This is a genomic window from Sorangium sp. So ce448 (genome assembly GCF_051520915.1).
Taxonomy (GTDB): domain Bacteria; phylum Myxococcota_A; class Polyangia; order Polyangiales; family Polyangiaceae; genus Sorangium; species Sorangium cellulosum_B.
This window is the reverse complement of sequence record NZ_CP150343.1, coordinates 2,814,051-2,838,513: the sequence shown is the minus strand read 5'-3', so window position 1 is coordinate 2,838,513 and position 24,463 is coordinate 2,814,051. Positions and strand designations below refer to the sequence as shown.

Annotated in this window: 19 protein-coding genes; 2 read left to right on the top strand and 17 right to left on the bottom strand. The window is 67.2% G+C overall.

Features of this window, described 5'->3' with window-relative positions:
- Positions 1-666: 666 nt before the first annotated feature.
- From WMF45_RS10945 to WMF45_RS10930, 4 genes are all read right to left on the bottom strand, one after another.
- Entirely contained in the window at positions 667-2,079 is a 1,413-nt protein-coding gene (locus WMF45_RS10945; protein WP_437716855.1) for a c-type cytochrome, read from the bottom strand.
- On the bottom strand, positions 2,076-4,430 hold the full coding sequence (locus tag WMF45_RS10940; protein ID WP_437716854.1) for a PKD domain-containing protein: 2,355 nt from the start codon (positions 4,428-4,430) through the stop codon (positions 2,076-2,078). The genes WMF45_RS10945 and WMF45_RS10940 overlap by 4 nt, the downstream gene beginning before the upstream one ends.
- A gap of 2 nt (positions 4,431-4,432) precedes the next feature.
- The gene (locus WMF45_RS10935) at positions 4,433-6,130 is read right to left on the bottom strand and encodes an Ig-like domain-containing protein (RefSeq protein ID WP_437716853.1); all 1,698 of its coding nucleotides are present in this window, start codon (positions 6,128-6,130) and stop codon (positions 4,433-4,435) included.
- Between the two features lie 490 nt (positions 6,131-6,620).
- Positions 6,621-6,839, bottom strand: coding sequence for a hypothetical protein (locus WMF45_RS10930; RefSeq protein WP_437716852.1), 219 nt, complete (start codon positions 6,837-6,839; stop codon positions 6,621-6,623).
- Between the two features lie 105 nt (positions 6,840-6,944).
- On the opposite strand from WMF45_RS10930, the gene WMF45_RS10925 reads away from it, so the two are divergent.
- A complete protein-coding gene (locus WMF45_RS10925; protein WP_437716851.1) occupies positions 6,945-8,027 on the top strand; it encodes a transaldolase family protein in 1,083 nt (360 codons plus the stop codon).
- Positions 8,028-8,152: 125 nt separating this feature from the next.
- Here WMF45_RS10925 and WMF45_RS10920 read toward each other — a convergent pair whose 3' ends face one another.
- The 11 genes from WMF45_RS10920 to WMF45_RS10870 all read right to left on the bottom strand — a co-directional run bounded on the left by WMF45_RS10920 (position 8,153) and on the right by WMF45_RS10870 (position 18,324).
- The gene (locus tag WMF45_RS10920; RefSeq protein ID WP_437716850.1) at positions 8,153-9,037 is read right to left on the bottom strand and encodes a MurR/RpiR family transcriptional regulator; all 885 of its coding nucleotides are present in this window, start codon (positions 9,035-9,037) and stop codon (positions 8,153-8,155) included.
- Positions 9,038-10,537, bottom strand: coding sequence for a CoA-acylating methylmalonate-semialdehyde dehydrogenase (locus WMF45_RS10915; protein WP_437716849.1), 1,500 nt, complete (start codon positions 10,535-10,537; stop codon positions 9,038-9,040).
- Positions 10,538-10,568: 31 nt separating this feature from the next.
- The gene (locus WMF45_RS10910; protein WP_437716848.1) at positions 10,569-11,357 is read right to left on the bottom strand and encodes an SDR family NAD(P)-dependent oxidoreductase; all 789 of its coding nucleotides are present in this window, start codon (positions 11,355-11,357) and stop codon (positions 10,569-10,571) included.
- 7 nt (positions 11,358-11,364) lie between these two features.
- Positions 11,365-12,138: an SDR family NAD(P)-dependent oxidoreductase gene (locus WMF45_RS10905; RefSeq protein ID WP_437716847.1), complete on the bottom strand. Its 774-nt coding sequence runs from the start codon at positions 12,136-12,138 to the stop codon at positions 11,365-11,367.
- A gap of 9 nt (positions 12,139-12,147) precedes the next feature.
- Positions 12,148-12,765, bottom strand: a complete 618-nt coding sequence (locus WMF45_RS10900) for an ATP-binding cassette domain-containing protein (protein ID WP_437551690.1) — start codon at positions 12,763-12,765, stop codon at positions 12,148-12,150.
- A complete protein-coding gene (locus WMF45_RS10895; RefSeq protein WP_437551688.1) occupies positions 12,762-13,451 on the bottom strand; it encodes an ABC transporter ATP-binding protein in 690 nt (229 codons plus the stop codon). Before WMF45_RS10895 ends, WMF45_RS10900 begins: the two co-directional genes overlap by 4 nt.
- Positions 13,444-14,193, bottom strand: coding sequence for an ABC transporter ATP-binding protein (locus WMF45_RS10890; protein WP_437551686.1), 750 nt, complete (start codon positions 14,191-14,193; stop codon positions 13,444-13,446). The genes WMF45_RS10895 and WMF45_RS10890 overlap by 8 nt, the downstream gene beginning before the upstream one ends.
- Positions 14,180-15,157, bottom strand: a complete 978-nt coding sequence (locus WMF45_RS10885) for a branched-chain amino acid ABC transporter permease (RefSeq protein WP_437716846.1) — start codon at positions 15,155-15,157, stop codon at positions 14,180-14,182. The genes WMF45_RS10890 and WMF45_RS10885 overlap by 14 nt, the downstream gene beginning before the upstream one ends.
- Positions 15,158-15,229: 72 nt before the next feature.
- Positions 15,230-16,135, bottom strand: a complete 906-nt coding sequence (locus WMF45_RS10880; RefSeq protein ID WP_437716845.1) for a branched-chain amino acid ABC transporter permease — start codon at positions 16,133-16,135, stop codon at positions 15,230-15,232.
- 3 nt (positions 16,136-16,138) lie between these two features.
- The gene (locus WMF45_RS10875) at positions 16,139-17,428 is read right to left on the bottom strand and encodes an ABC transporter substrate-binding protein (RefSeq protein WP_437716844.1); all 1,290 of its coding nucleotides are present in this window, start codon (positions 17,426-17,428) and stop codon (positions 16,139-16,141) included.
- Positions 17,425-18,324 carry an NAD(P)-dependent oxidoreductase gene (locus WMF45_RS10870; protein ID WP_437716843.1) on the bottom strand — a complete coding sequence of 300 codons (900 nt, stop codon included), beginning with the start codon at positions 18,322-18,324 and terminating at the stop codon, positions 17,425-17,427. Before WMF45_RS10870 ends, WMF45_RS10875 begins: the two co-directional genes overlap by 4 nt.
- Before the next feature lie 603 nt (positions 18,325-18,927).
- Between WMF45_RS10870 and WMF45_RS10865 the strand changes: the two genes are divergently transcribed.
- The gene (locus WMF45_RS10865; protein ID WP_437716842.1) at positions 18,928-20,304 is read left to right on the top strand and encodes a porin; all 1,377 of its coding nucleotides are present in this window, start codon (positions 18,928-18,930) and stop codon (positions 20,302-20,304) included.
- 160 nt (positions 20,305-20,464) lie between these two features.
- Here the strand turns inward: WMF45_RS10865 and WMF45_RS10860 are convergent, their stop codons facing one another.
- Together WMF45_RS10860 and WMF45_RS10855 are read right to left on the bottom strand one after the other, a co-directional pair.
- Positions 20,465-22,027 (bottom strand): RtcB family protein, encoded by a 1,563-nt coding sequence (locus WMF45_RS10860; RefSeq protein WP_437716841.1) that lies wholly within the window; start codon positions 22,025-22,027, stop codon positions 20,465-20,467.
- 250 nt (positions 22,028-22,277) lie between these two features.
- Positions 22,278-24,179: a hypothetical protein gene (locus tag WMF45_RS10855; protein WP_437716840.1), complete on the bottom strand. Its 1,902-nt coding sequence runs from the start codon at positions 24,177-24,179 to the stop codon at positions 22,278-22,280.
- Positions 24,180-24,463: the final 284 nt, after the last annotated feature.

Here is a 24,463-nt window from a genome sequence, read left to right as displayed (position 1 = left end):
CGCCAACCCACCGCGCCGACAGAGGTATCGGCCAAGCCGCACCGTCGCCGCTTCACGGCCGAGTACAAGCTGCGGATCCTGCGCGATGCGGCGGCTTGTACAGCTTCCCGTCGCACTGGCGAGCTCGCTGGGCTCTTGCGGCGCGAGGGCTGTTCTCGTCGCACCTGACGCACTGGCAACGTGAGCAAGAGCGCGGCGCGCTTGAAGCGCTCCAACCGAAGAAGCGCGGACCGAAGGCCACCTTACCCGATCCGCGCGATCGCCTGATTGAGGATCTCAAGCGCCAGCTCTCCCGGGCCACCGCGCGTGCAGAGCGCGCCGAGGCGCTGGTGGAGATTCAAAAAAACTGGCCGCCTTGTTGGGGAGGCCGCTGGAGTAGCCGATCAGGCAGCCTTCATGGAGACCATCGACCGGCATGGCCCCCGCGTCGGCATCGCGCCGCACTGCAGCGCTCTCGGCGTTTCGCGTGCCACCTATCACCGCTGGAAGCCCCCGGTCCATGGGCCGCACAGGCCACGGCGGTCGCCGCGCACGCTGTCGCTCGAGGAACGCTATATCTGCTCGATCCGCACGATATGTCGCGTCCTCGCCGAGCATGGCGCTCTGGCACTCGATCCACGCCGACGAGAAGCGCAGACGGCGCCTGTCAACCGGAAGGAGACAGTGCTACTTGCGCAGCTCTTCGATGGCCGCGGCGAGCTCCGCGGGGGGCAGACTGTCGGCGGCGCGCCAGGGCGGCATGCGCAGCGGCGAGGTCGCGGGCTCCTGCAGCCGAAGGATGGCCGCGTCCTTCACTTCTCGCGGCATGGCGTCCAGGTTCTTCACGTTGAACGCGGAGCGCCTCAGCGCCGGGTTCGAGCGGCCGTCATGGCATCGCGAGCAGAGCTGTGTGAGCACGGCGCGCCCGCTCGCTCCCGGCGGCGGCACCAGGCCGAGCTTCACCTTGGCGTCTGCGGAGAAGAGGTCGCGCAAATCGAGCAGGGACTGTCGCGGGACCGCGCCCGTCACCACGTCGAGGTAGGACCTCGTCCGCTCCGCACGGAGCGCGGGATCCGTCACGTCCACGAGCGGGTAAGGCACCGAAATCGAATCACCCGCCAGCGACACGGTGAACTGCTTCTCCCAGATCGGGCTCGACGGGCCGGCCTTGGCCTCGGCCTCGATGCGCGGGTCGAACGCGTTCGGTTGCGCCGACTGGCCTTCGGCCACGAGCAACGCCTCGAGCTGCGCCCCGCTGCCCTCGTCGATCGCATTCTGGATGGTCGCGATGGGGATGCCGCCGTACTGCGCGTCGTGCGCGTGGGCTTCCAGGAACTGCGCCGTGAGCACCCGATCGGAGTCCGTGCGCTGCACGAAGCGCTGCGGGAACCAGTGCGTCCAGGGGAACTCCAGCTCCTGCATGCGCAAGATCTTCTTCGTGCCGTAGCCGTCGGGCTGGTGGCACGAGCGACAGTCGAACGAGGTGTTCTCGACGTCTTCCTCGCCGTAAATGCTGAACGCCGTCCAGCCGTGCTCTATCTCTTCGGTGAGCAGGCTCGCCAGATCGCAGCCGCCGTCGTAGTCACACTGTCGCTCGAAGGTCAATAGGTAGAAGTTGTAGTCACCGGTCGAGAGGTCGCGGCTCACGATCTCGACGAAGGGCTCGCCGCGAACGAAGCCGAGCGCGGTCATATCGGCCGGCCTCTCGCGCATCTCGCTCACGCGCGGAAAGACGATGAGGCGCGGATTGATGGAGGAGACGGCCCTCTTCACGAGCGAGGTGGAGTTGCCGGTGAGCGCGAAGGCGCGATTTTCGTCGAGCTTCGCGACTTTGAGCAAGCTGGCGACGTCGGTGATGCTCGGTCGCGGCGTGGCGCACACCGCCTGGAAGAAGCTGTCGCCGCGCGGCGTGGCGCAGAACGCGCTGTACTGCGCCTCGCGCGTGGGTAGGGCCGACAGCTCCGGGTCGGGAGCGCTCACGGGCGGCAGCGTGTCCCAATTGTTCGTGGCCTCGTCCGTGGCAATCACCTCGCCGATGTCGCCGACGACGCATGCCGGTAGGAGGAGCGAAACCAGGCACAGGCTCGGAAGGTGCTTCATGACGGTTTCCTGCGGCGAGCGCCGAACGTCATCAAACTGGCCACGAGCGCGAACGCCAGGAGCGGCGCGCGACGGTCCGAAGGCCCGCCCGTCACGCTGCAGCCTAAGCCTAAGAAGCCTCCGTCCTCGCTCGGCGCCTCCGCATCGTCCTCGCTCGGCGCCTCCGCGTCGACGGTGCCGTCCAGCTGCTGCACATAGGCGATGAGCTGCCCGAGCTCGGCTTCGCTGAGCCCGCTGATGAAGGCGTGGCGATCGTCGGGGTTGGCCGTGACGAGGACATCGCGCAGCGTCGGCGCGGAGCCGTCGTGCAGGTACGGCGCCGTCTCCCAGACGCCGTTCAAGGTCGGCGTGTCGATGCCGAACAGCGGCTCACCGGCGCGCATACCAGACGACGCCTTCACGGTGCCGACGTCGTGCAGCTTGCCACCCACGCTGTCGGTCCCGTCGGAACCCGTGTGGCAGAAGCCGCAACCCAGGCGCTTGAAGATGGCGCGACCCGCCACGCCGTCCTGGGTGAGCGAGCCGTCGGGGTTGCGAAACGGGCTCGGCCGGTACGTGTCGAGCGAGCCGAGGAACGCCGCCAGCGCGTCGAGCTCGGGGCTCAGGCCGGCCTTCTTGTCTCCGCGCGGCGTGCCGACCGTCCCCACGGCGAGCTGCTCGGCGGTCAGGAAGCCCTTCCCGCCGAACAGGTGGCGGATGTTGTCGTCCGAGTCCTGGATCTCGTCGAAGCTGCCGCTCCAGTTGACGTTGCCGTGGCCCGTGCCGCGCCGCCCCAGCAGCGAGATGGTGTTGCGGAGCCCCTCCCCCGCGCTGCCGAAGTCCCAGACTCGCCCGTCCTCCGCGCCGTCGAAGTGACACGACGCGCAGCTGATGTAGCCCTGGTCGCTCATGCGGATATCGGCCGAGTTGAAGAACAGCTGCTTGCCGCGCAAGACCTGCGGGTCGAGCTTCTCCACGGCGACCGTCGGAATGTCGGCCAGCTTCTTGGTGATGAGGTCGTGCGAGCTGACGATGTCTGCGACGTCGTAGACCGTCACCGTGCGGCTGAGCGACGCGTGCACGAACAGCTTGTTGGTCTCGGTCAGCGCCAGGCCGCGCGGCGCGAAGCCCGCCTCTTTCAGCGCGGTCACGAACTCGCCGGTGTAGGCGTCGCGGACCTCCACCAGGGCCGAGCCGGCGACGCTGATGAACGCGTAGTCGCCCAGCGGCGTGAACACGACCTGGTTCGGCAGGTTGCGATCGTCCAGATCGATGCGCCGCGCGACGTCCTCTGTGCCCTCCGCGAGGTTCAGCAGCGCCACGAGCGGACGTACCGTGTTGTCGTCGGTGAGGTCGAGCCCATCGCGAAATGGACCACGAAAGATGTTGTCCTTCTTGCCCGGCACCCACGCGAACGAGCCGTCGGGCGAGAGCCCCACCGAGAACAGGTAGTTCGGCAGGCCGCGCCCTTGTTGGTCCGTGTCCTCCGTCGTGGTGTCCGCGGCGAGCGCGAAGCGCGTGCTCACCTGGAAGGTCGCCGCGTCGATGCGCGCCACCTCGCCGTGGCTGTCCTCGGAGAGGAAGCGCGTGACGTAGATCTGCGAGCCGTCGTGCGACACCGAGACGCCCCGCGGCGTACCGCCGAGCGAAAGCTCGGCCACGACGGCGCCGCTCGCCACGTCCAGCTTCAGCACCTTGCCGACCGCCATCAGCGTCACGTACGCGGCGTCCCCGGTCGGGCTGATCGCGAGGCCCATCGGTTGCGACGCGTACGGCAGCGCGATCTCGCGCTCCACCGAGAGCGACGCGGTGTCGAGGATGGAGACGGAGTGCGCATCCCGGTGCAGCACCCACAGCGTGCCTTGCGCGGTGAGCGCGAGCCCGACCGGGCCGCGCGCCACCGGCACCTCCGCGACCTTGGTCAGCGCGCTCGCGTCGAGCACGCTCACGCTGTCGTTCTCGTAATTGGCCGTGTAGACCTTCGCGTTCGGCGGGTCGTACACGAGGTCGGTCGAGCCCGCCGCGCTGCCCGTGACGAGCGGCCGGTGCGCCGTGTGCACGAAGGCGACGCTGGTGAACCCGACATCGTCTTTCACCGTCACGAGCACCGGGTAGTGGCCGGGAGCGGCGTAGGTGTGGACCTGCTGCACGTCGTCGACCATGAACTCGGTGCGCGTCTCGTCTCCCATGTCCCAGCGCACCTGAACGGGGCCGACCGCGTCGCCGATCGTCAGGTCGAACGTGACGGCCTCGCCGGCGAGCGAGGGCGCGCGCACGGGGACGCTGGCCGTCACGGCGCGCGCCTCGGCCGGCCAGGCCGCCGCCGCGCAGATGCCTCCGAGCAGGCCGAGGAGCTTCGGGAGCGAGCGCATGCTCAGGGACCGGTCGTGAACGTCGACTTGAACTCAGCCGCCATGCCGTTGCCCACGAGATCCTTCATGCCGTCCTTCGGCAGGACGATCTCGTAGGTCGTGTTCGGCATCAGGTCCTCGTCGGGATCGAAGCTGACGATGCCCATGTACAGGCCGAAGCTCCCCTTCAACGGCTGCCCGCCCATCGGCCTTACGATGAAGCTGCCGTGGTGAACCGTGGCGATCTCGACGTTGTCGGTGAGGCTGAGGCCGATGCGCGACTTTTTGGACAGCCCCGTCGCTCCGTTCTTCGGCAGCACCGTGTCGACCGCCGGGGGCGTGGTGTCCGGCTCGGTCGAGTGCGCGGCGATGACCATGCCGCGATAGGGCAGCTCGTCGTCGGCCAGCACCAGCAGGCTGCCGACCGGGATCGAGAACTGGTCGTCGCCGTTCGTGAACTCGAGCCGCCCCCAGACCCGGCTCTCGATCGACATCTTGTGGATGTCGCTCACGTCGATCTTGGAGACGCCGGCGTCCGGCCGCAGGTGACCGAGGAACAGAGTGCCGTCGGAGAAGCTCATGTACTCGGAGCCGGCGGGGTAGCCCTTGGCCCTGAACGCCGAGTCGGGCAGCGTGGCGATGGGTGAATTGGCCGAGCCGATGTCGGTGGGGTCGGTCAGCACGTCCCACACGCGCAGCGGCGACTGCACGTAGATGTGCTTGCCGTACAGACCGCAGATGTAGCTCTTGCTCGGGGTGATGAAGTCGAGCGCGACCGGGTTCATCGGATCGCTGATGTCCATCGTCGCGATGCCGCCGTTGTCCTTGGGCGTCGTGATGACCAGCGTATTGCCCACGGCCCACAGCGGACCGGCGCTCACGCCGCCGAACTGCGAGATCGGGATCTTCTTGACGAACTTCACGTCCTCGGGATCCGCGGCGTCCAGGATGTGCAGGCCCGTGTTGGTGCCGCCGACGTAGATGACGCTGCCCTGCCAGTACATTCCCCAGACGGAGTCGGTGAAGTCCCCGTAGTTGATGCCGTCGAGCTTGACGAGCCTCACGTGACGAGGCGCGCGGGCGTCGGTGACGTCCCAGATGTCGACGCCGGTGCCCGAGGTGGTGACCTGGTAGAACTTGTCGCCATAGCGGCCGAGCGAGGTCTGGTGCGACTCCGCCTCGCCGACGCCCTTGGGCCCTCCCCTGGGATCGAAGCCAGGGCTCTGGATGCGCGATAGCATCTTCGGATTGGTCGGATCGGCGATGTCGTAGAAGACGATCTCGGCGTTGCCGGCGCCCTGTACGTAGCCGTTGATGACGATCGGCTGGTTCTGGTGATGGCCCGCCTCGAGCGTCGGCGACACCAGGCCGTCTCGCCAGCTGTTGCGCGGCAAGTTGACCTTGTTCGCCGGCATGGGCATGTTCGGGATCTTGCCTTCCGGGGCGGTGATCATTTCCGAGCCGATGGGCTCGGAGCCGCCGCTGCCGGTCGTGGCGCCTCCGCCCGAGCCGCTCGTGGAGCTGGAGCTGGAGCTGGAGCTGGAGTTGCCGCTCGTGGCTCCTGTCACAGGCATCGGCGCCCCGCCGCCAGAGCCCGTCACAACGGATGTGGTGACGCCGGAGCTGCCGCCGTCGTTATCTTCCGGCGTCGGGCCGAGCTCGGCGCCGCCGGAACACGCCGCGAGCAGGGCGGCGAACGAAGGAAAGCCAACCCAACGCATCCTTATCGTCTTCGAATGCATTCCTATCCTCTTCTGTAGGCGGGAATCACGACGGATGGTCACCCCGCGGTAGCTTGAAGCCGACAGTGTCCGCCCGCTGCCGCGCGTCCCCACCGACGCACGGACGCGCGTCCCCACCGACGCACGGACTCGCCGACGCGCAAGGTGACCTGTTGAGGAGCGATTGTGAACGTTCACGTATTGTTCGTCAAGCTCAATCACCGCTCGAGTTCTCGAGAACTTATGCCGTGTGAAGGCGGCGTGACCGTGCACAACAACGCGGGCCAGCATGCCCTCGCCCCGCGGGGGATGACGCACCCCTCATCGCGTTCGCGATGCGTGCCTTCAGGCTGGCCAGCGCCGCTGGCAAGGCAATGCAGCCGGCGCGTGCGGTGCCGAGCGACGAGAGTCCGCGCCCGCGCGACGGATTGCCTGGATCGTCGGGGGGACGGAACCACGTGACCGGCCCTCGTCGGATCGATCTCCGTGATCAGGTTGATGCCGAAATCATTGGGATGGTCGACGTCCCATTGCACAGGCCATTTTTGATGAGCATGGAAGTCTTGCAGCTGCCGGGAACGACGAAGACCCAGTTGTCAAAGCCGGTCCCCCGCTCGTACGACATGTCGCTGCCGGGCGGCGTGTGGGGAAAAACATCGATCTTCTTGGGCTCTGACCACGGGCCGTCGAGGCTCGAGTCCCGATCCATCCGAGGAAGTTATAACCCGGGGCGGGCGCCGCGGTCACAGTGAGCGAGCTGCGAATTCCTATTCCAAATCTTGCCAATTCATAAAAAATATGTTCCAATATCAAAATGTCCACCGCATTCCGCAGCCCACTGCACGAAATGGCCTCCACCACCCCCACGGACTTTTGGAGCGACTCGTGCGCGGTAGGCGAGCTCAAGTATGCCATCGAGCACGGCGCGGTCGGCGCCACCAGCAATCCCACCATCATCGCCAGCGTGCTCAAGACCGAGTTCGGCGACTGGAAGGCGCGCGTCGAGGAGCTGTTTCAAGCGCAGCCCACGTGGACGGAGGCGCAGATTGCCTGGAAGCTGATGGAACAGATGTCCGTGAAGGCTGCCGGCCTGCTCATGCCCGTGTTCGAGCGGACGGGAGGCAAGAAGGGCTGGTTGTCGATCCAGACCAATGCGGAATTTCACAAGAGCCCGGATGCGCTCGTGAGCCAGGCGCTGCACTTCGCGTCGCTCGCCCCCAACCTGCAGGTGAAGATTCCGGCGACCGCGGCCGGCATCCAGGCTATCGAGGAAGTGACGGCGCAGGGCGTCAACGTCAACGCCACTGTATCGTTCACGGCGCCGCAGGCCGTCGCCGTCGCCGAAGCCGTCGAACGAGGGCTCAAGCGCCGTGAGGCAGCGGGTCATTCCACGGCCAACATGGTCCCGGTCTGCACCATCATGGTCGGCCGCCTCGACGACTGGCTCAAGGTCGTGTGCGAACAACAGGGCAAGGTGCCGACTCCCGGCACGTTGGATTGGGCCGGTGTCGCGGTGTTCAAGAACGCGCTCAAGACCTTCAAGCAGTCCGGTTACCGCACGCGCCTGCTCGCCGCCGCCTACCGCCATCACCTGCACTGGTCGGAGCTGATCGGCGGGGACGTCATCCTCACGATTCCTCCGGAGTGGCAGCGCAAGTTCAACGCCTCCACCGTCCCGGTCATCCCGCGCATCGACAACCCGGTTCCGCCGCAAGCCATGACCGAACTTTCCGAGCAGTTCGAGGACTTCCGGCGCGCCTACGATCCCAAGGGCATGAAGGTGGCCGAGTTCGACGGCTTCGCCGCCACCCGCCGCGCGCTGCGCGCCTTCCTCGATGCGTATTACGGGCTGCTCAGCTTCATCCGCGACCTGCGTATTCCGAATCCAGACAAGTGAGCTGACCAGCGCCGGCCGGCGGCTGGGGCCCGGGGGGCTGCCGCGTCGCAGCCCGCCCCCGCGTTGTCGCACCTCTCCGCGACCGCTTGCCTGACGCCTGACCCCGCCTGAAGCCTTCAGGACAATCATTTCGACTTCTTGCCGTTACTGTGGCTGCGCTTGGCCTCCACGGCGCGGCCGACGCCGACGATGAGCGTGACGGCCAACGTAATGGTGACGGCGAGCGAGCGGAACATGCCGACCGAGGCTTGCTGTACTTCCAGGCTGACGTCGGCGTGCTCGGCCAGCGGGCTGAGCGGGCTGTCGGTCATGGCGATGATCTTGACGCCACGCTGCTTGGCTTCACGCACGACCTGCGCCACGTCCGGCGAATACGCCTTGGAGCTGATGGCGAGGATGACGTCGCGATTCGTGGCGTGGCCGACCTGCTGCATGAACATGCCGCCCACGCCGTCCACCAGCACGTTTCGCACGTTCATCTGGCTGAAGGCGTAGGCCAGGTAGCAGGCGATCGGGAAGGAGCGGCGGTGCGCCACCAGGTACACGATCTCCGAGTCCGTGATCAGCTGGTAGGCTCGCTCCAGCAGCGGCCCCATCCGCTTTTGCTGCTGCAACCGGCGCAGGCCGACGATGTCCGCTTCGATGAACTGGTCGAGCAGCGCGCTGGCGTCGTCCTTGGCTTCTTCGCTCGGGGCGCCATCGGTGCCGTTGAGGGAGCGCAGGCGCTCTTTATAGTCCGGCATGGCGTCGGTCAGCCGTGTGCGGAACACGCGCTGCATGTCGCTGTAACCGGAGAAGCCGAACTCCTTGGCGAAGCGGATGAGGCTGCTGGGTTGCACACCGGCGCGCTGCGAGACCTGCGCGATGGTATCGAGCGCGAGCTCACTGGGGTTGTCGAGAGCGTGGCTGGCGATCTGCTGGAGACGCTTGCTCAGGCTGGGAAATTGCTTGATGATCGCTTTTTCCAGCTGATCGTACGTCTCCGGATGCGGGGGTTCGCGCGGCCTCATTCATTTCACCGTGGGCATGGCGAAGCTCGCGCCGACGCTGGCGCCTCGCGGCCAGCGCGACGTGACGGTCTTCATGCGCGTGAAGAAGCGGACGCCTTCCGGACCGTGCATGTAGTGATCGCCGAACAGCGAGGCCTTCCAGCCGCCGAAGCTGTGGAACGCCATCGGCACGGGGATGGGCACGTTCACGCCAACCATGCCGATCTGGATGCGCTTGGTGAACTCGTCCGCAGCGTCGCCGCGGCTGGTGAAGATGGCGCCGCCGTTGCCATAGCGGTGGGCGTTCACCAGCTGGATGGCGGCGTCGAGCGTCGGCACGCGGACGACGGCGAGCACCGGGCCGAAGATCTCTTCCTGGTAGATCGTCATGGCCGAGGTGACGTGGTCGAACAGGCAGCCACCCAGGAAGAAGCCGTTTTCAGATCCCGGAATCTTGAGGCCGCGCCCGTCGACCAGCAGCTTGGCGCCTTCCTTGACGCCGAGGTCCACGTAGCCGGAAACCTTCTCGAGGTGTTGCTTGGTGACCAGCGGCCCCATGTCCATCCCCGGCTGGTTGCCGGGCCCGATCTTGAGCGCCTTGACCCTGGGGATGAGCGCCTCGACCAGGCGGTCGCCCGTTTCCGGGCCGACCGCGACGGCCACCGAGATGGCCATGCAGCGCTCACCGGCCGAGCCGTAGGCGGCGCCCATCAGCGCGTCGACCGTGTGGCTCAGGTCGGCGTCGGGCATGACGATCATGTGGTTCTTGGCGCCGCCCAGAGCCTGCACCCGCTTACCGGCCCGCGTCGCGCGCTGGTAGACGTTCTCGGCCACGGGCGTGGAGCCGACCAGGCTGATCGCCGCGACGTCTGGATGCTCGATGAAGGCGTCGACGACTTCCTTGTCGCCGCTCACGACGTTGAACACGCCCGGCGGCAGCCCTGCCTGCGCCCACAGCTCCGCGAGGCGCAGCGACAGCGACGGCACCTTCTCCGACGGCTTCATGACGAAGGTGTTGCCGCAGGCGATGGCGATCGGCGCCATCCACAGCGGGATCATGGCCGGGAAGTTGAACGGCCCGATGCCGGCGCAAACGCCGAGCGGCTGGCGAAAGGACCAGCTGTCGACGCCGCGCGCCACGCCCTCCGAGTACTCACCCTTGAGCAGCTGCGGAATACCGGCGGCGAATTCCACGACCTCCATGCCGCGCGTCACGGAGCCGCGCGCGTCCTCCAGCACCTTGCCGTGCTCGGCGGTGACGAGCCCCGCCAGCTCGTCCATGTGCTGGTCGATCAGGCCCTTGAGCTCGAACATGACGCGCGCGCGCCGCACCGGTGGCGTCGCCGACCAGCTCTCGAATGCCTGCTTGGCGACGGCCACAGCGCTCGACACCTCGGCGGCCGTCGACATCGGCACCTTGCTCGTGACGGCGCCGAGCGCCGGGTTGAAGACGTCGCCCCAGCGCTGAGTGGAGCTGTCCGTCATCTTGCCGCCCACGTGGTTCTGCAGTTTTTTGATCATGTCTTCGTTACCTATCGAGGCTCGGGCCGCGCTACTGGCAGGCCGTCAGGCCTCCGTCGACGTACAGGATTTGCCCGGTCACGAAGTCGCTGCCTGGGCCGCAGAAGAACAGCGTCGGTCCGACGACGTCCTCCGGCTCCGCGGCGCGACCGAGCGGGATGCGCTCGAGCAGCTTGGCTCGTTGCTCGAGGTTCTCGAGGACGTGTTGCGCCATTTCGCTCTGCACGAAGGTCGGCGCCACGCCGTTCACGTTGATGCGATGCGGCGCGAGCTCCACCGCGTGCTGTCTGACGATCATGGCCAGGCCGCCCTTGCTCGAGGTGTAGGCCGAATAGCCTTTACCCCGCAGGGCCAGCGAGGCGCGCACGGACAGGATCTGCACCTGGCGCCCGCCTTGCCCTTGCTGCACCTGACGCCGCGCGACGGCCTGCCCCAGGAACATGGCCGCCTTCAGGTTGAGGTCGAGCACGCTGTCGAAGCTCTCCTCGGTCGCCTCGAGCACGCTCTGCTCGCGATGAATGCCGACGGCGTTGACGAGGATGTCGCAGCGCCCGAAGTAGTCGCAGACCGCGTCGACCGAGCGCCCGATGTCCTTCACCGAGCGGGCGTCGAAGGCGACGGCCTTGGCTTCCGCCCCGGTAGCGAGCACCGAGTCCGTCACCGCGCGCAGCTTGAGCTCGTCGGTGCCGCCCACCACCACCTTGGCGCCGGCTTGGCCCAGGCCGCGCGCGATCGCCGCGCCGAGCACGCCGGTGCCGCCCGGTACGTACGCGACCTTGTCGGGCAAGGTCCTTGAGATGCTGGGCGCGGTGGTCCTCATGATGGCCTCAATCCAGGTGCAAACCGCCGTTGATGTCGAGCAGCTCACCGGTGATGAAGCCGGCCAGGGGCGAGGACAGGAACACCACGGCGTGCGCGATCTCCTCCGGCTCGCAGAAGCGGCCGACGGGGATCTGCTTCAGCGTCTGCTGCCGCTGCTCCTCCGTGAGCTGCTCGGTGATCATCCTGGTCTTCACGTAGGCCGGCGCGATGGCGTTCACGGTCACGCCATGCGGCGCCAGCTCTCGCGCCAGCGAGAACGTGAGCCCGCCGAGCGCGCCTTTGGACGCCGTGTAGGCGGTGCCGGCCGTGAGCCCGCCGGTCTTCATGGCCACCGAGCACATGTTGATGATGCGGCCCCACTTGCGCTCGCGCATATAAGGCACCCACTCGCGGCTCAGGTGGTACGGTCCGTCCAGGTTGACGGCCATGATCTTGCGCCACTCCTCCGGAGTGGTCTCCGCCAGCTTGTGGTTGGAGAGCACGCCCGCGTTGTTGACCAGGATCTCCACCGCCCCGACGCGCTCGCGCACGTCGGCGCACGCGGCCTCGATCTGCGCCGGGTCGCTCAGATCGAACAGGAGCGGGTAGGAGCCTTCGCCAAGGGAGGCCGTCACCGCATCGAGCGCCGCGCGATCTGCGTCGGCCAGCACCACGCGGTGGCCTTCGGCGTGCAAGAAGCGCGCGATCGCCGCGCCCATGGCGCCGCCGGCGCCCGTCACCATCGCGACGCGGCTCGGGTTGTTGCTCTTGTTCTTCGTTTCGATTCTAGGCGGAGTCATTTTCGTTGCTCAGCAATCTGCGAGCGCGCCCAGGTAGTCGCGCACGCCCGTATGGTCCAGCAGCCTGCCGTACGTCGGCAGCTCCGCGACCTGACCACCGGCCACGAACAGGAAGCGCTCGCAGTGGTCACGCATGATGTCGATGTGAAACGGCTCGTAGGGGTGAACGCACAGCATGACCACGCGGCCGCTCGCGCGGAGCTGCTTGAAGAAGCTCAGCATGAAGCCGATGTAGCCGTCTTGCGTGCTGAACTGCGGCTCGTCGAAGATGTGCACCAGCGGGTAGTCGGACCCCGCCGGCTGCAGCATGAAATTGGGCTTGGTCTTCTTGACCGAGCGCACCTGATACGACTGGTGATAGTGAATCACCATGCGGTCACGCTCGCGGTACTTCACTGATTGAATGTCGCGCCCGCCGCACAGGATCTGCCCGCTGGTCGGCACGTTGCTGCCCGACAGCATCTCGAACAAGGTCGTCTTGCCGGCGCCGTTCGGCCCCATCACGCCTATGATCTCCGGCCCTTCGATGGTGAACGAGGCGCTGAGGCTGAACGTCTGCTTCCTGGTGAACAGGCCGCGCGAGTACGTCTTCTTCAGGTTCCGCACCTCGAGGATCGGCGCCGTCATGACAGCTCTCCCAGCAGGTGTTCGTCCTGCAGCAACGCCCTGGCCGGCCCGTGGTGCACGACCCGGCCGCTGCGGATGACGTACGCGCGATCGCACACCGCCAGCACGCTGCGCACGTTTTGTTCCACCACCAGCACGCTGATGCCCTCGTCACGCAGGCGCGCGATGGTCTTCATGACGTCCTGCACCAGCTTGGGCGCGAGGCCTTGCGACGGCTCGTCCAGCAGCACCAGGCCGGGACCGCCCAGCAGCGCCCGGCCGATGGCGACCATCTGCATCTCGCCGCCGGAGAGGTTCTCGCTGTCGCGATCGAGAAGGTACTCCAGCGCGGGGAACAGGCCGAACACGTCCTTCTCGCTCCAGCTGCGGAACGCCGTCTTCTTCTTGCCCAGCTGAAGGTTTGTCCTCACCTTGAGCGCGGGGAAGATGCGGCGATCATCCGGCACCCAGCCGATGCCGGCGCAGGCGATGTCGCTCGTGGCCGCGCGCGTGATCTCGCTGCCGCGGAAGCGGATGGCCCCGCGGCGAGCCGGCGTGAGACCGAGGATGGAGCGCAAGACGGTCGTCTTGCCCGCTCCGTTCGGTCCCAGGAGTGCCACGGCCTCGCCCTTGCCGACGCTCAGATCGACGCCGAACAGCGCCTGCGTCTCGCCGTAGAAGGTCTCGATCCCCCGGATCTCAAGCATCGGCCGGCGCTCCCAGCTTCGCTCGGCGCACCCAGGGATCCGAGCGCAGCTCGTCCGGCGTGCCCTGCGCGATCACCTGGCCCCAGTGGATCACCGACACGCGATCGGCCAGGCGGAACAAGAAGTCCATGTCGTGCTCGATCATGACGATGGTGAAGCGGCGCTTGAGCGTGAGGATCAGCTCCAGCAACCGGTCGCGCCCTTCGGCGCCCATGCCTTGCGTGGGCTCGTCCAGGAAGAGCACGCGCGGCTCCGCCGCGAGCGCCACGGCGATCTCGAGCGCGCGGCGCTGGCCGTAGGACAGGTTGATCGATCTGCTGTCCAGGTGCTGGCCGAGCCCCACCTGCTCGACGATGCGGATCGCCTTATCCATGGCGGCGGAGTCGGCGGCGACGCTCTTGAACGGGTTCATGCCGGAGCGGCGCATCTCCGGCACGGCGAACAGCACGTTCTCCAGCACCGTGAACCCGTCGAACAAGCTCATGATCTGGAACGAGCGCGCCACACCCCTCTGCGCGATCTGCCGCGGCGACAGGCCGGTGATGTCCTGTCCATCCAGCAGCACCTGCCCGCGATCCGGCGGAAAGTGACCGGTGAGCACGTTGAAGCAGGTCGACTTGCCGGCGCCGTTCGGGCCCATGATGCCCGACAGCTGGCCCTCTTCGAACGACAGCGTGATGTCCTCCAGGACCACCCGATCGCCGAAGCGCTTGCTCAGGTGGATGGCCTCAAACAGAGCCATTTTCAGCCTCCGTGGGCAGCTGCTCGGGTCCGGCCGCGCGAGATCGGCCCAGGAGCTTGGCGCGGTGATGTTGAAACGCGCCGGCGATGCCTTCGGGCTGGAACAGCACCACCGCCATGAAGAGCAGGCCGTACCAGAGCAGCCAGGTCTCGGTCGCGGCGCCGAGCAGGTCACGCGCGACGATGAACACCAGCGCGCCCAGCACCGGCCCCCAGAAGCTCACGGTGCCGCCGCCGATCAGCACCGCCATGACGATGAAGCCGGAGCTGTGCACGCTCATCACGTCCGGATAGGCGCTCTCTTGCGACACGGCCAGGAGCCCGCCGGCCAGCCCAGCGAACACGCCGGACAGCGCTATCACGGCCCACTTCGTGAGCCACACGTTGTAACCGACGAAGCGCGCGCGAGACTCGTTCATGCGGATGGCTTGCAGCGCCTTGCCGAACGGCGAGTGCACCAGGCGCCACAGCGCCACGATCGCGAGCGCCAGGATGGCGAGCACCACGTAGTAGAGCGTGACGTTGTCCCCCAGATCGAGCCCAGCCAGCGCCGGCCGGCGAACGTTGAGCAAGCCGTCTTCCCCGCCCGTGATCGAGTGCGCCTTCATGGCCACGAACCAGAACACCTGCCCGCAGGCGATCGTGAGGAGGGCAAAGTAGATGCCGCGCCGGTGCGCCACGAGCGCCCCGACCAGCGCGGCGCCGACGCCGCCCGCGACCGCGCCGAGCGCCAGGCAAATCAGCGGATTTTGCGACCAGTTCAGGTAACACAGGCCGTAGACGTAGGCGCCGACGCCCAGGAACGCGCCCTGGCCGAACGCGGGCAGGCCCGTGTAGCCCATGAGCAAGTTGTAGCCGAGCGCGTACAGCGTCCAGATCGCGACCTCGATGCCGAGGTACTGATAGAGCCCGACGTGCTCGGCCCAGAGCGGGAAGCTCGCCATCAAGGCCAGCGTGATCAGCATGGGCCTCGTGACCCAGGCTTGGCCGCGAGCCTGACTATCTCTGGCGGTGATGGGTGTGTACAGCGACATCGGTCAGGCCTCGAGCGCGCTCTTCTTACCCATCAGCCCGCGCGCGCGGACGCTGAGCACCAGGATGAGCAAGAGGTACATGGACATGACCGACCACTCGGCGGCGTATCCACCGGTGATGCCGACCGTGATGCCGACGAGCATCCCGGCGAGCACGGCGCCCCAGAAGCTGCCGACCCCGCCCAGCACGATGATGAGAAACGACGGAATCACCGCGTCGACGCCCACGTGCGGGCGCAGGCCCCAGATCGGCGTCAGGATGATGCCGGCCAGCGCCGCCAGGCCGGCGCCGATGGCGAACACGAACAGCCGCAGCCGACCGATGTTGATCCCGAGCGCGCGCACCATCTCGGCGTCGTGCGCGCCGGCCTTCACGCGGGCTCCGTAGGGCGTCTTCTCCAGGAAGAGCCACACCAGCGCCATCAGCACGATGCCCAGAAAAGCGGCGAAGAACCGGTACTTGGAATAGAAGAGGTCACCGGCCATGAACGCGCCGTTCACGGCCTCCGGCACCGGCAGGTTCTTCTCGCCCGGGCCCCACGCGATGCGAATGCCTTCTTCGAGCACCAGGGAGGCGCCGAAGGTGAGCAGGAGGCCGTACTCGGCCTTCTTGCCGTAGGTGCGGCGGACGCAGCGCTCCAGGCCCATGCCCACGACCCCGAGCACCAGGGGCGCCACGATCAGCGCCAGCCCGTACCTGAGCGCCAGCGGCAGCTCCAGGTACGGGCTGGCCGCCTCACCCATGAACCCGGGATTGATGATCTCCACCGCCAGGTAGGCGCCGAGCGCGAACAGCGAGCCGTGCGCCAGGTTGATCACCTCCATGACGCCGACGATGAGCATGAAGCCGAGCGCCAGCAGCCCGAACAGAATGCCGAGCGAGATGCCGTTGATCAGGTGGGGCAGCACGGCTCACGGCTCGTAGACGGGCATCGACTCGATCGGCTCCAGCTTGCACTTGGCGTCCGCGTCCCTGTCGACGACCTGGCTGGGGTCGGCGTGGCTGAGGATCTTGAACAGCTCGTCGGGGTTCTGCGACTCGAGGTCGGCGGTGGCCAGGTAGATGGTCTGCTGCAGCTGGTGCGTCGCCGGGTTCATGTAGGCGTCGTGGTGCTGCATGCGGTCTTTGGCTGGAATTTTCAGGCCTTCCAGCTCCTTGATCACCGCGTGGTTCTTGGTGGTCTTGGCGCGCTCGACCGCCTCCAGCAGCGAGCGGGTCGCCCAGTAGCCGTTGTAGAACACGTTGCCCGGCGTCTTGATCTTGGAGTCGGGGTTGGCCTTCGCGTACCTGGCGTTGAACTCCTTGACCCCAGGCAAGTCGAGCCCCTGGTACCAGGTCGTGCCGAACACGCCGAACAGGTCCGTGCGTGGCAAGCCGTAGATGTCCGGCCAGTCTTGCTGGTTGTTGATCCAGGCGTACTTGTCGCCCAGCTTCGTCTGCGCGACCTGCGCGCGCAGGGCCTTCAAGTCGTCGCCGCCGACGGCGGCGGCGATAACGTTCGGTGCCTTCTGCTGCACTTTGAGCAGGATGGCGCTGAAGTCACGCGTGCCTTGCGGCACCAGGATCTCGTCGATGATCTCGCCGCCGTTGTCCATGACCACCTTCTTGGTAGCCTTGGCGGTGTCGTGACCCCACACGTAATCGTTGGTGAGCAAGAGCCACTTCTTGCCGAACTTCTCGATCGCGCCCTTGGTGGAAGCCTGGGTGAAGTTGCTGCCGTTGGCGTCCCACACGAACTTCACGCGGTGGCAGTTCTCGCCGGCTTCCGTGGCGGAGCTGCTGTTGGTGTTGAGGTAGATGACACCGTACTTCTGCGCCACCTGGGATATGGCGTTGGCCACACCGGAGCTGACGCCGCCGACGAGAAAGGCGACCTTGTCCTGCTTGATCATGCGCTCGGCGACGCGCGACCCCGTGGCGGGCGTCGTCTCGGTATCCATGTGAACCCACTTCACGGGGCGACCGAGCACGCCGCCCCTGGCGTTGGCCTCTTCGATGGCCATGATGATGCCGCGCTTGTCGGAATCGCCGCTGTTCGCGTACTGGCCGCTGGCGTCCGCCGTGATGCCGATCAGGATCGGCGGCTTGCCTGACTCCGCTTGCGAGGACGAAGCTCCCGCGGCGCCAGCCTTCTTGTCGCACGCTGCGGCGAGCACGCACAGCACGCCCACCCCCACGAGGTTCAGGACGCGAGAGGTCATTTCCTGAGCTCGATGCCGTTTTGCTTGCAGTGGGAGGCGACCATGTGTCCGACCAGCCCGTCGGAGAAGCCGGAGTTGAGCGCGGACACGAGCGAATTGAGCACCGCCGGCCCCATCGGCGCCGTGAGCGGCACGTCCGCCACCATGCGGTTGTAGTAACGGAGATCCTTCGCGGCGTTGGCGAGCGTGAAGTTGAGCCCGCTGAAGTCTCCGCTCTCCAGGATCTTCGGCACGATCAGCTGGAAGATGCCGCTGTTGGCGCCGCCGCCGCCCACCACCTTGGCGAACTTGCCGAGGTCGACGCCGGTGGCCGCGCACGCGCACAGCGCCTCCGCGATCAGCGCCGCGTGCCCCATCGTGATGAGATTGTAGATGAGCTTGGTGCGGGCGCCGGCGCCGACGCCGCCCATGTAGAAGACGTTCTCACAGAACGCTTCCAGCACCGGCCGCACCTCACCGAACGTCTGCTCGTCGGCGCCGACCATGGTGTTCAGCCTGCCCGCCTCGGCGTCCTTGGGGCTGCGCGCCAGCGGTGCGTCGGCGTAGGACGCGCCGAGCGCCGCCAGGTCCTTCGCGACGCGCTCGCTCATGGCCGGCTCGCCCGTGGAGCAGTCGAGTAAGATCATGCCTTTCTTGACGGCGCCCAGGATTCCGTTGTCTCCGTACACGACCTGTTCGATTTGCGGGGCGCCGGTCACGCACAGGATGACGACGTCGGAGGCTTCGGCGATGGCGCGCGGCGTCTTGGCTTCGCTCGCGCCTTGCGCGAGCAGGTCCTCGATCGGCTTGCGATTCCTGTGGGCCATCACGGTGACGGGGAAGCCTTTGGCCAGGAGGTTCTTGGCCATGCCGTGCCCCATCAAACCCACGCCGATGAACCCGATCTTCGTTGCCATGATGGACTCCTACCAGGGCGCCGATCGCAGGATCTTCGCCTCCACGCGCTCTGATTTGCTCTCGCCAGCAGCTCCGGCTCAGGAACCCCCTTCGTAGAATATTTGTTCCATTTTGTCAACCGATAGAATTCGGTTCCAGAGCGGCCCGCAGGCGAGCCTGGAACGCCCGAGCTCGCCACACAGAGCTCGTGACACAGGATGTGCTTTGGGTGGCACGCAGGGCCCTACAGCCTCAGGACGAGCGCATCAGGACCTCTAACTATCCGACAATACTACTGATCTTTGTTGCGGATCACGCTGGTTAGACTGCAGTGACGCTGCATGTTTGCACGGTTTGATGCGCTCGCCCCGCCTATGGCCGCGACCTGCGCCAGCGAATCGTCGAGGCTCACGCCGACGGCGAGGGGAGCCTCCGGGAACTGGCCGAGCGCATCGCCGTCGCTCCGAGCACCGTGCGGTAGGACTTTTAGAATTTCTATTTCAAAATTTGTTTGTATGAACTATTCGTTCTGCTGCATGCGTCGCCGGCTTGCGGTCCAGGCCGGCCTTCGTTCGAGATCCAGGCAGAGGAGGTCGGCAAACGTGCTTCGTTCAAAGAGAGTCGTGGGAGCCCTCGTGGTCTGCGCGGGCGCCCTGGCCGCACTGCTGTCCTCGTCGCCGGCGCGAGCCGAGATCTTCCTGCTCAAGAAGGAGAAGGTGGACGACTGGGAGGTCTCGACCAACGGCCGCGTCGACGCCTACCTCAACTGGATCGGTGGTGAGACGATCAACGCGGACAACCTGGGCAACAAGGTCGACCCCGATGACCCTGCCTCGACCGATCGGTACATCTTGGTAGGACCGCAGATCGCCATCCGCGGCAACCCGACGCCCGCCGGCGCCGTCGGCAACACCGTCACCGACACGGATCTGAATACGTTCCGCATCCGTGGCGGCTTCGCCAGCACGATCCTGGCGTTCAACATCTACAAGCAAGTTTTGCCGGACGTGAAGCTCACCATCAAGCTGGCGTTGTGGGCCGGCATTCAGAACGCCCAGACCAACAACGTGCGCCAGTTCAACGATGCGGCCTCGGTGGACTTCCGCGAGCAGTATGTGGACCTGTCCGGCAGCTGGGGCGCAGCGTGGGGCGGTCGCCGCCTCGGCTTGTTCAATCGCGGCGGCATGAGGATGAACTGGGCTCTGATCCACCAGCACGGCGTGGGTCATCCGTGCAACGTGGACTCGTCAGGGGCGGCCACCTGCGGCCACACCGGCGTGGGCTCGATGTTTCCGTCGCGTCACGCGCAGCTCGGCTACGCCACGCCGGAGCTCGCCGGCGTGCAGCTCTCGTTGGCGGCGCTCGACCCGGCCATGATCGACAGCTCCTGGAATCGCACCGTCGCGCCGCGCTTCGAGGGCGAGCTCACCTTTCGCAAGGTGTTGAACGACAAGCCCGTCGTGAAGGACGAGGTCAACGCCTGGGTCAACGGCTTGACGCAGATGGTCGGCCGCACCACGGCGTCACCGTCCGACCCCGCCACGCAGGATCCCGGCATTCCGGCGGACGCGGTGCGCAACGTGTGGGGCGCCGGCGTCGGCGCTTGGGGTCGCTACGCCGGCTTCGGCATCGGCGCCACGGGTTGGCTCGGCCAGGGCCTCGGCACCGCGTGGGCGCTCGGCAACACGGCCATCGACAGCATCGGCGAGCTGCGCACGCACCACGGCTACCTGGCAGCCGCGAACTACCGCGCGGGAGATTTCGAGGTCGCAGTCTCCTATGGCTCCACCAACGTGACGGAGACGGATTGGGACAAGGCCGCATCGAACCCGGTCAAGATCAGCGTGATCAAGGAGGTGCGCGGGATCGGCGGCAAGATCGCGTACTATATGACCCCTGTGGTGTTCTCGATCGACGGCATGAATCTGAAGCACACCTGGCATCGCGGTGAGACGCAGGACGCCAACGTCGTCAGCGCCGGCGTGCTCGCAGAGTGGTAGCTGGAAGCATTGCCGCGCCTCCGCACACCAGCGTGCGGGGCCTCATGAGGCGCTCGGCGTAGCGCATCAACCGGAAGCCAGCGCGGGGAGGATCTCGGCGAGGCGATCGAACGTCTCGCGAGGGCCGCTCGCGGGAGGAGCGCTCGTCCGGGTCGTGCTCCTATCCCTTGACCGTGACGAGCGGCCAGAGCCGCGCCACGCGCCGCGCGATCCCCGCCTCCTCGACGGAGCGCACCACCGGCGTGATGGGCTTGTAGGCATAGGGCGCCTCCTCCTTCATCCGCTGGTGGTACTTCGCGAGGATGTCGCGCCGCCGCCGCACCTGGGGCGCGTCGGGGTCGAGCGGCGTCACGACGTGCAGCTTCTCGACCGCGCGCCGGTAGACGTCCTCGTCCGCGTGCGCGGAGCGGCCGCGCGTGAGGCTGCGGCCCGCGCCGTGGCACGCGCTCGCTAGCAGCCCCGCGTGCCCTGCGCCCGCCAGCACCCAGCTCGAGTCGCCCATCGAGCCGGGGATGATCACCGGGTCACCGGTGTACGAGAACGCTCCGCCCTCGCCGTCGGGTCCCCCGGCGGGCGTCGCGCCCTTGCGGTGCAGGTAGCGCGGCTCGGCCCCGTCGGGCTCCCAGATGAGGTTGTGCGGCGCGTCGTACACGAGCGTGCTCGCGACCTCGCGGCCAACGACCTCCCGCATCGCGCGCACCACCATGAGGCCCAGGAAGAGGCGGTTCGCGAACGCGAAGTTCGCGGCGTTCCGCATCGCGTCGAGGTAGACGGAGGCCTCGCGGGCGTGGGGGCCCACCGCCGGCAGCACATAGAAGCCGTGCGCCGGATGGGGCACCCCCGCCGGGTACAGCGCGCGGGCGCGCTCGTTGAAATAGCCGCCGACCGCGTGTCCGAGCCCGACGGAGCCCGCGTGGGCCATGATCGTGACGGCGTTCTTCGAGAGCCCGAACGAGCGCGCCGTCGCGCCGTCCACCAGCTCGTCGACGGCCTGGATCTCGACGAAATGGTTGCCGCCGCCGACCGTGCCGATCTGGATGTCACGCCCGTCCGCCCGGCCCGACGCCTGGATGTACGCGTCGAACGCGAACGTCCCACGCGCGGGGAGCCCGCCGTGGAAGTGCACGCGATCGAGATCCGCGCGCTGGGCGCGAGGATCGTAGTGAGCCCACAGGCCGGTGCGGGCGTTGTCCGCCGCCGTCTCGTGCAGCCCGGACAGGCCGTCACGGAGCATCGCCGCGCGCTGGCGAGGCGACATGGGGATATCGCGCTGCCCCTGGAAGAAGATCGCGCGGAGCCGCTGCTTCAGGGCGCCGATGTGCGGCGCGAGCTCGTCCCGGTCCACGTCCGTCGCGAGCAGGCGCATGCCGCAACAGACGTCGTTGCCGACGGCCTGCGGCACCACGAACCCGCGGGCATCCACGACGGTGCCCACGGGGATGCCCGCGCCCTTGTGAAAGTCGGGCGTGAGCACGATGGAGCGGATCTCGCCGGCCGTGCCGCCCCAGAACGGGGCAATCCTGCCGGCCTTTTCCCATGTCTGAAGATCGCGGAGCGTGCCTTCAAGCGAGGCGAACCGGAGGAGCTCCTCGATGCCGTCGGCCTCGACGACGACATCCTCCCTGGCCACGAGGGTGATCGGGATCCCAAACGGATTGTCGATGCGGGCCGTCGCGCCATCCAGGCGACGCACCACCGCATCGAGATGCAATTTGCCAACCATGCTGCTGTCCAATCCACGAAGACGCACGCGGCCGGCGCGATCACGCGACGGGGCCGCGGCTCACTCTCCCCCGATTTGGACCCGGTGCGCGAACGAGGGGATCGCACACCGCAGCAGCGGGGCTCACTATAAACCAGGAACGCCGGTCGTCAAGCGACGCCGGCCGGTTCGACCTGTCGGGCTGGTGCGGGGCCTGGCGCGGGGCCCGGGCGGCGCGTTCGGTCGCCGCGGGCCCCGCGCTCATCGCGGTTCAGTGCACGCTCAGCAGCGGCAGCCGCAACACCTGGAAGGGCGGGATTCCAATGCGGAACGAACACGACTGGTTCGCGAGGCTCGCGAGAGCCTGCTTGCGGTTGTCCATCTCCGCGAACGAATGGCTGATCCCGCGATTGTCCGTCACCGTCAACGGGCCTTGCAGGAAGGCCGAGATGCTGGGAACGCCGCCGGGCCCCGCGGGGCGGATGTGGTAGAAGAGCGTGTCCGTCTCGCCCGTATGGCAGCCGCTGCAGGTGTTGGACGAGAACCGAAAGCGCGCTTCGAGCTCCGCCGGCGTCTCCAGGTCCGGGTGATCCCAGAAGGTCCCGGCGTTGTAGGTCGACGCGCCGCCCATGATGGGCACGCCCCCGCGAGCTTCGGGCATCGTGTAGCCGGGGCTCATGGAGGCCAGGATCTCCGTGAGCAGCGTATCGCTGCCGTTCAGATCGATCGGCGCCGGGGTCGTGCCCGGAACCGACGTGAAGTTCGCCTGGTGCTTGCGGGGGTTGTTCTTGGTCGTGGTCTGTTGCAGAGGTCCACTCCCGGGGCGGATCACGAACTCGCGCATCTGCCAGATCCCCGTGAGATCGATCTCGTTCGTGCGCAGCTGGTTGAGCGCGTTCTGGTTGGGGTTGCCCGGCGCGGCGCCGCTCCTCACCACCTGCTCGGTCAGCGCCTCGAGCGCCGTGCCGTAGGCGGGGTCACCGGGGAGCAAGGCGCTCAGGTTGACCCACTTGTTCGCCCAGTCCTTGATGTCGCCGCAGCTCGTGATGGGCACCCCGTACTCGAAGATCGCGGCGGCCTCGATCGACTGGCAGGTGTCCACGCCGTCTCTGGCGTCGCCGTCCCGATTGCCGTCGCGGACCTCCATCAGGCCGAACACGAAGCGGAGCTCGCCTCCGTTGTTGCCGGCAGCCCCGCCGAGGTAGGGCGAGCTCTGCGCGAGGTCGGGGCGATAAAGAATGGCCTGCAGCCGAAACGGCGCGATGCTGAGGTTCAACGCGCCCCCGCCGCTCCTCTGGCGCCAGGGGTTGATGATCATGCTGTCCACGTTCGCCGCGGCGGCCGCGCTCGTCGCATCGAGGACGAGGCTGCCCGAGCTCGCGTTGACGATCTGCTGGGTGCGCCAGGAAGCCAGCCACTGCTCGACGAACTGGCTCGCGGTGAGCCCGGACCCGATGGCCATCTGTTCCATCAGGTAGCCGAAGGTCCACTTCTTGAGCGGGGCGTTCGCGGCGCTGGAGTCGCACGGGTTCATGGTGCGCGCCGGGTCCTCGATCACCGGCAGTGAACGGATCAGCAGCGACTTTTGCGGGTTGATGGCGGCCGTGGTCACGCCGCCGAGCGTGCGCAGGGGGCCGAGCTCCGCGAGGTTGGGCAGACGGATGGTCGCGCCCTTCTTCAGCGCCTCGATGTCGATCGCGTTGGTCTGCGCGATCTCGATGGGCTTGGCGGCGAAGCGCGACCCCGGCTCGAACGTCTGGAGCGTGCGGGTCTTGAGCTTCGAGATCTCGCTGTTGATCTGGCTGAGCCGTTCCAGGTCGATGGGGACCGCGGCGGAGAACAGGCCGTCTCCGGCCTTGAGATCCGGCTTTATTCCCGAGTCGTTGAAGGTGACCGCCTTCTCGCGCGCATCGAGGCTCATCTCGAACGCCGCGCCTTTGTTCTCCTCGAGCACACGCTTGCGGTCGCTCGGCGCGAACTCGAGCGAGAGCACCCCGACACCATCCGACGTGAGCCGCAGATGCAATTGATCGACCTTGGGCGCCCGCCTGGAGGGCGCCACGATGAGCGAATCGCTGTTCGATCCGACGAGCTCCGGCTCTTCCGGCTCGGTGCCGCAGGCGGTCAACAGCAGGGCGCAGGTCAACGCCGCGCCTATCGATCGATTCTTCATGGAATTCTCCATCGCTGGTCGTTTGTGCGCGCGGCGCGAAAGGCTCCCGCGCGTGACGAGAAGATCCAGACGTCTGCAATCCTCACGCAGAGCTGGACGTGTCCCCCGCCCCTGGCCACGGATCCCGGGCCGAGTGATGGCTATCCGGGCGCCTGACCGCCCGGTCGGGCAGACGCTTGCCGGTATTGCAGCTCCGGTGCCAACCGGACGGACGGCAGCGTGTGGCAAGAGCTCGCCCTTCAAACGCATGCCAAACGCGGACGCCCGCGCCTCGGCGGGGTGAT

Bases quoted from the DNA above. Each gene is read 5' to 3' on its own strand.
- WMF45_RS10930 (WP_437716852.1), bottom strand. From the start codon at position 6,839: ATGGATCGGGACTCGAGCCTCGACGGCCCGTGGTCAGAGCCCAAGAAG.
- WMF45_RS10875 (WP_437716844.1), bottom strand. From the start codon at position 17,428: ATGACCTCTCGCGTCCTGAACCTCGTGGGGGTGGGCGTGCTGTGCGTG.
- WMF45_RS10925 (WP_437716851.1), top strand. From the start codon at position 6,945: ATGTCCACCGCATTCCGCAGCCCACTGCACGAAATGGCCTCCACCACC.
- WMF45_RS10855 (WP_437716840.1), bottom strand. From the start codon at position 24,179: ATGAAGAATCGATCGATAGGCGCGGCGTTGACCTGCGCCCTGCTGTTG.
- WMF45_RS10935 (WP_437716853.1), bottom strand. From the start codon at position 6,130: ATGCGTTGGGTTGGCTTTCCTTCGTTCGCCGCCCTGCTCGCGGCGTGT.
- WMF45_RS10890 (WP_437551686.1), bottom strand. From the start codon at position 14,193: ATGGCTCTGTTTGAGGCCATCCACCTGAGCAAGCGCTTCGGCGATCGG.
- WMF45_RS10900 (WP_437551690.1), bottom strand. From the start codon at position 12,765: ATGACGGCGCCGATCCTCGAGGTGCGGAACCTGAAGAAGACGTACTCG.
- WMF45_RS10915 (WP_437716849.1), bottom strand. From the start codon at position 10,537: ATGATCAAAAAACTGCAGAACCACGTGGGCGGCAAGATGACGGACAGC.
- WMF45_RS10940 (WP_437716854.1), bottom strand. From the start codon at position 4,430: ATGCGCTCGCTCCCGAAGCTCCTCGGCCTGCTCGGAGGCATCTGCGCG.
- WMF45_RS10920 (WP_437716850.1), bottom strand. From the start codon at position 9,037: ATGAGGCCGCGCGAACCCCCGCATCCGGAGACGTACGATCAGCTGGAA.
- WMF45_RS10885 (WP_437716846.1), bottom strand. From the start codon at position 15,157: ATGCTGATCACGCTGGCCTTGATGGCGAGCTTCCCGCTCTGGGCCGAG.
- WMF45_RS10945 (WP_437716855.1), bottom strand. From the start codon at position 2,079: ATGAAGCACCTTCCGAGCCTGTGCCTGGTTTCGCTCCTCCTACCGGCA.
- WMF45_RS10905 (WP_437716847.1), bottom strand. From the start codon at position 12,138: ATGACTCCGCCTAGAATCGAAACGAAGAACAAGAGCAACAACCCGAGC.
- WMF45_RS10870 (WP_437716843.1), bottom strand. From the start codon at position 18,324: ATGGCAACGAAGATCGGGTTCATCGGCGTGGGTTTGATGGGGCACGGC.
- WMF45_RS10895 (WP_437551688.1), bottom strand. From the start codon at position 13,451: ATGCTTGAGATCCGGGGGATCGAGACCTTCTACGGCGAGACGCAGGCG.
- WMF45_RS10860 (WP_437716841.1), bottom strand. From the start codon at position 22,027: ATGGTTGGCAAATTGCATCTCGATGCGGTGGTGCGTCGCCTGGATGGC.
- WMF45_RS10910 (WP_437716848.1), bottom strand. From the start codon at position 11,357: ATGAGGACCACCGCGCCCAGCATCTCAAGGACCTTGCCCGACAAGGTC.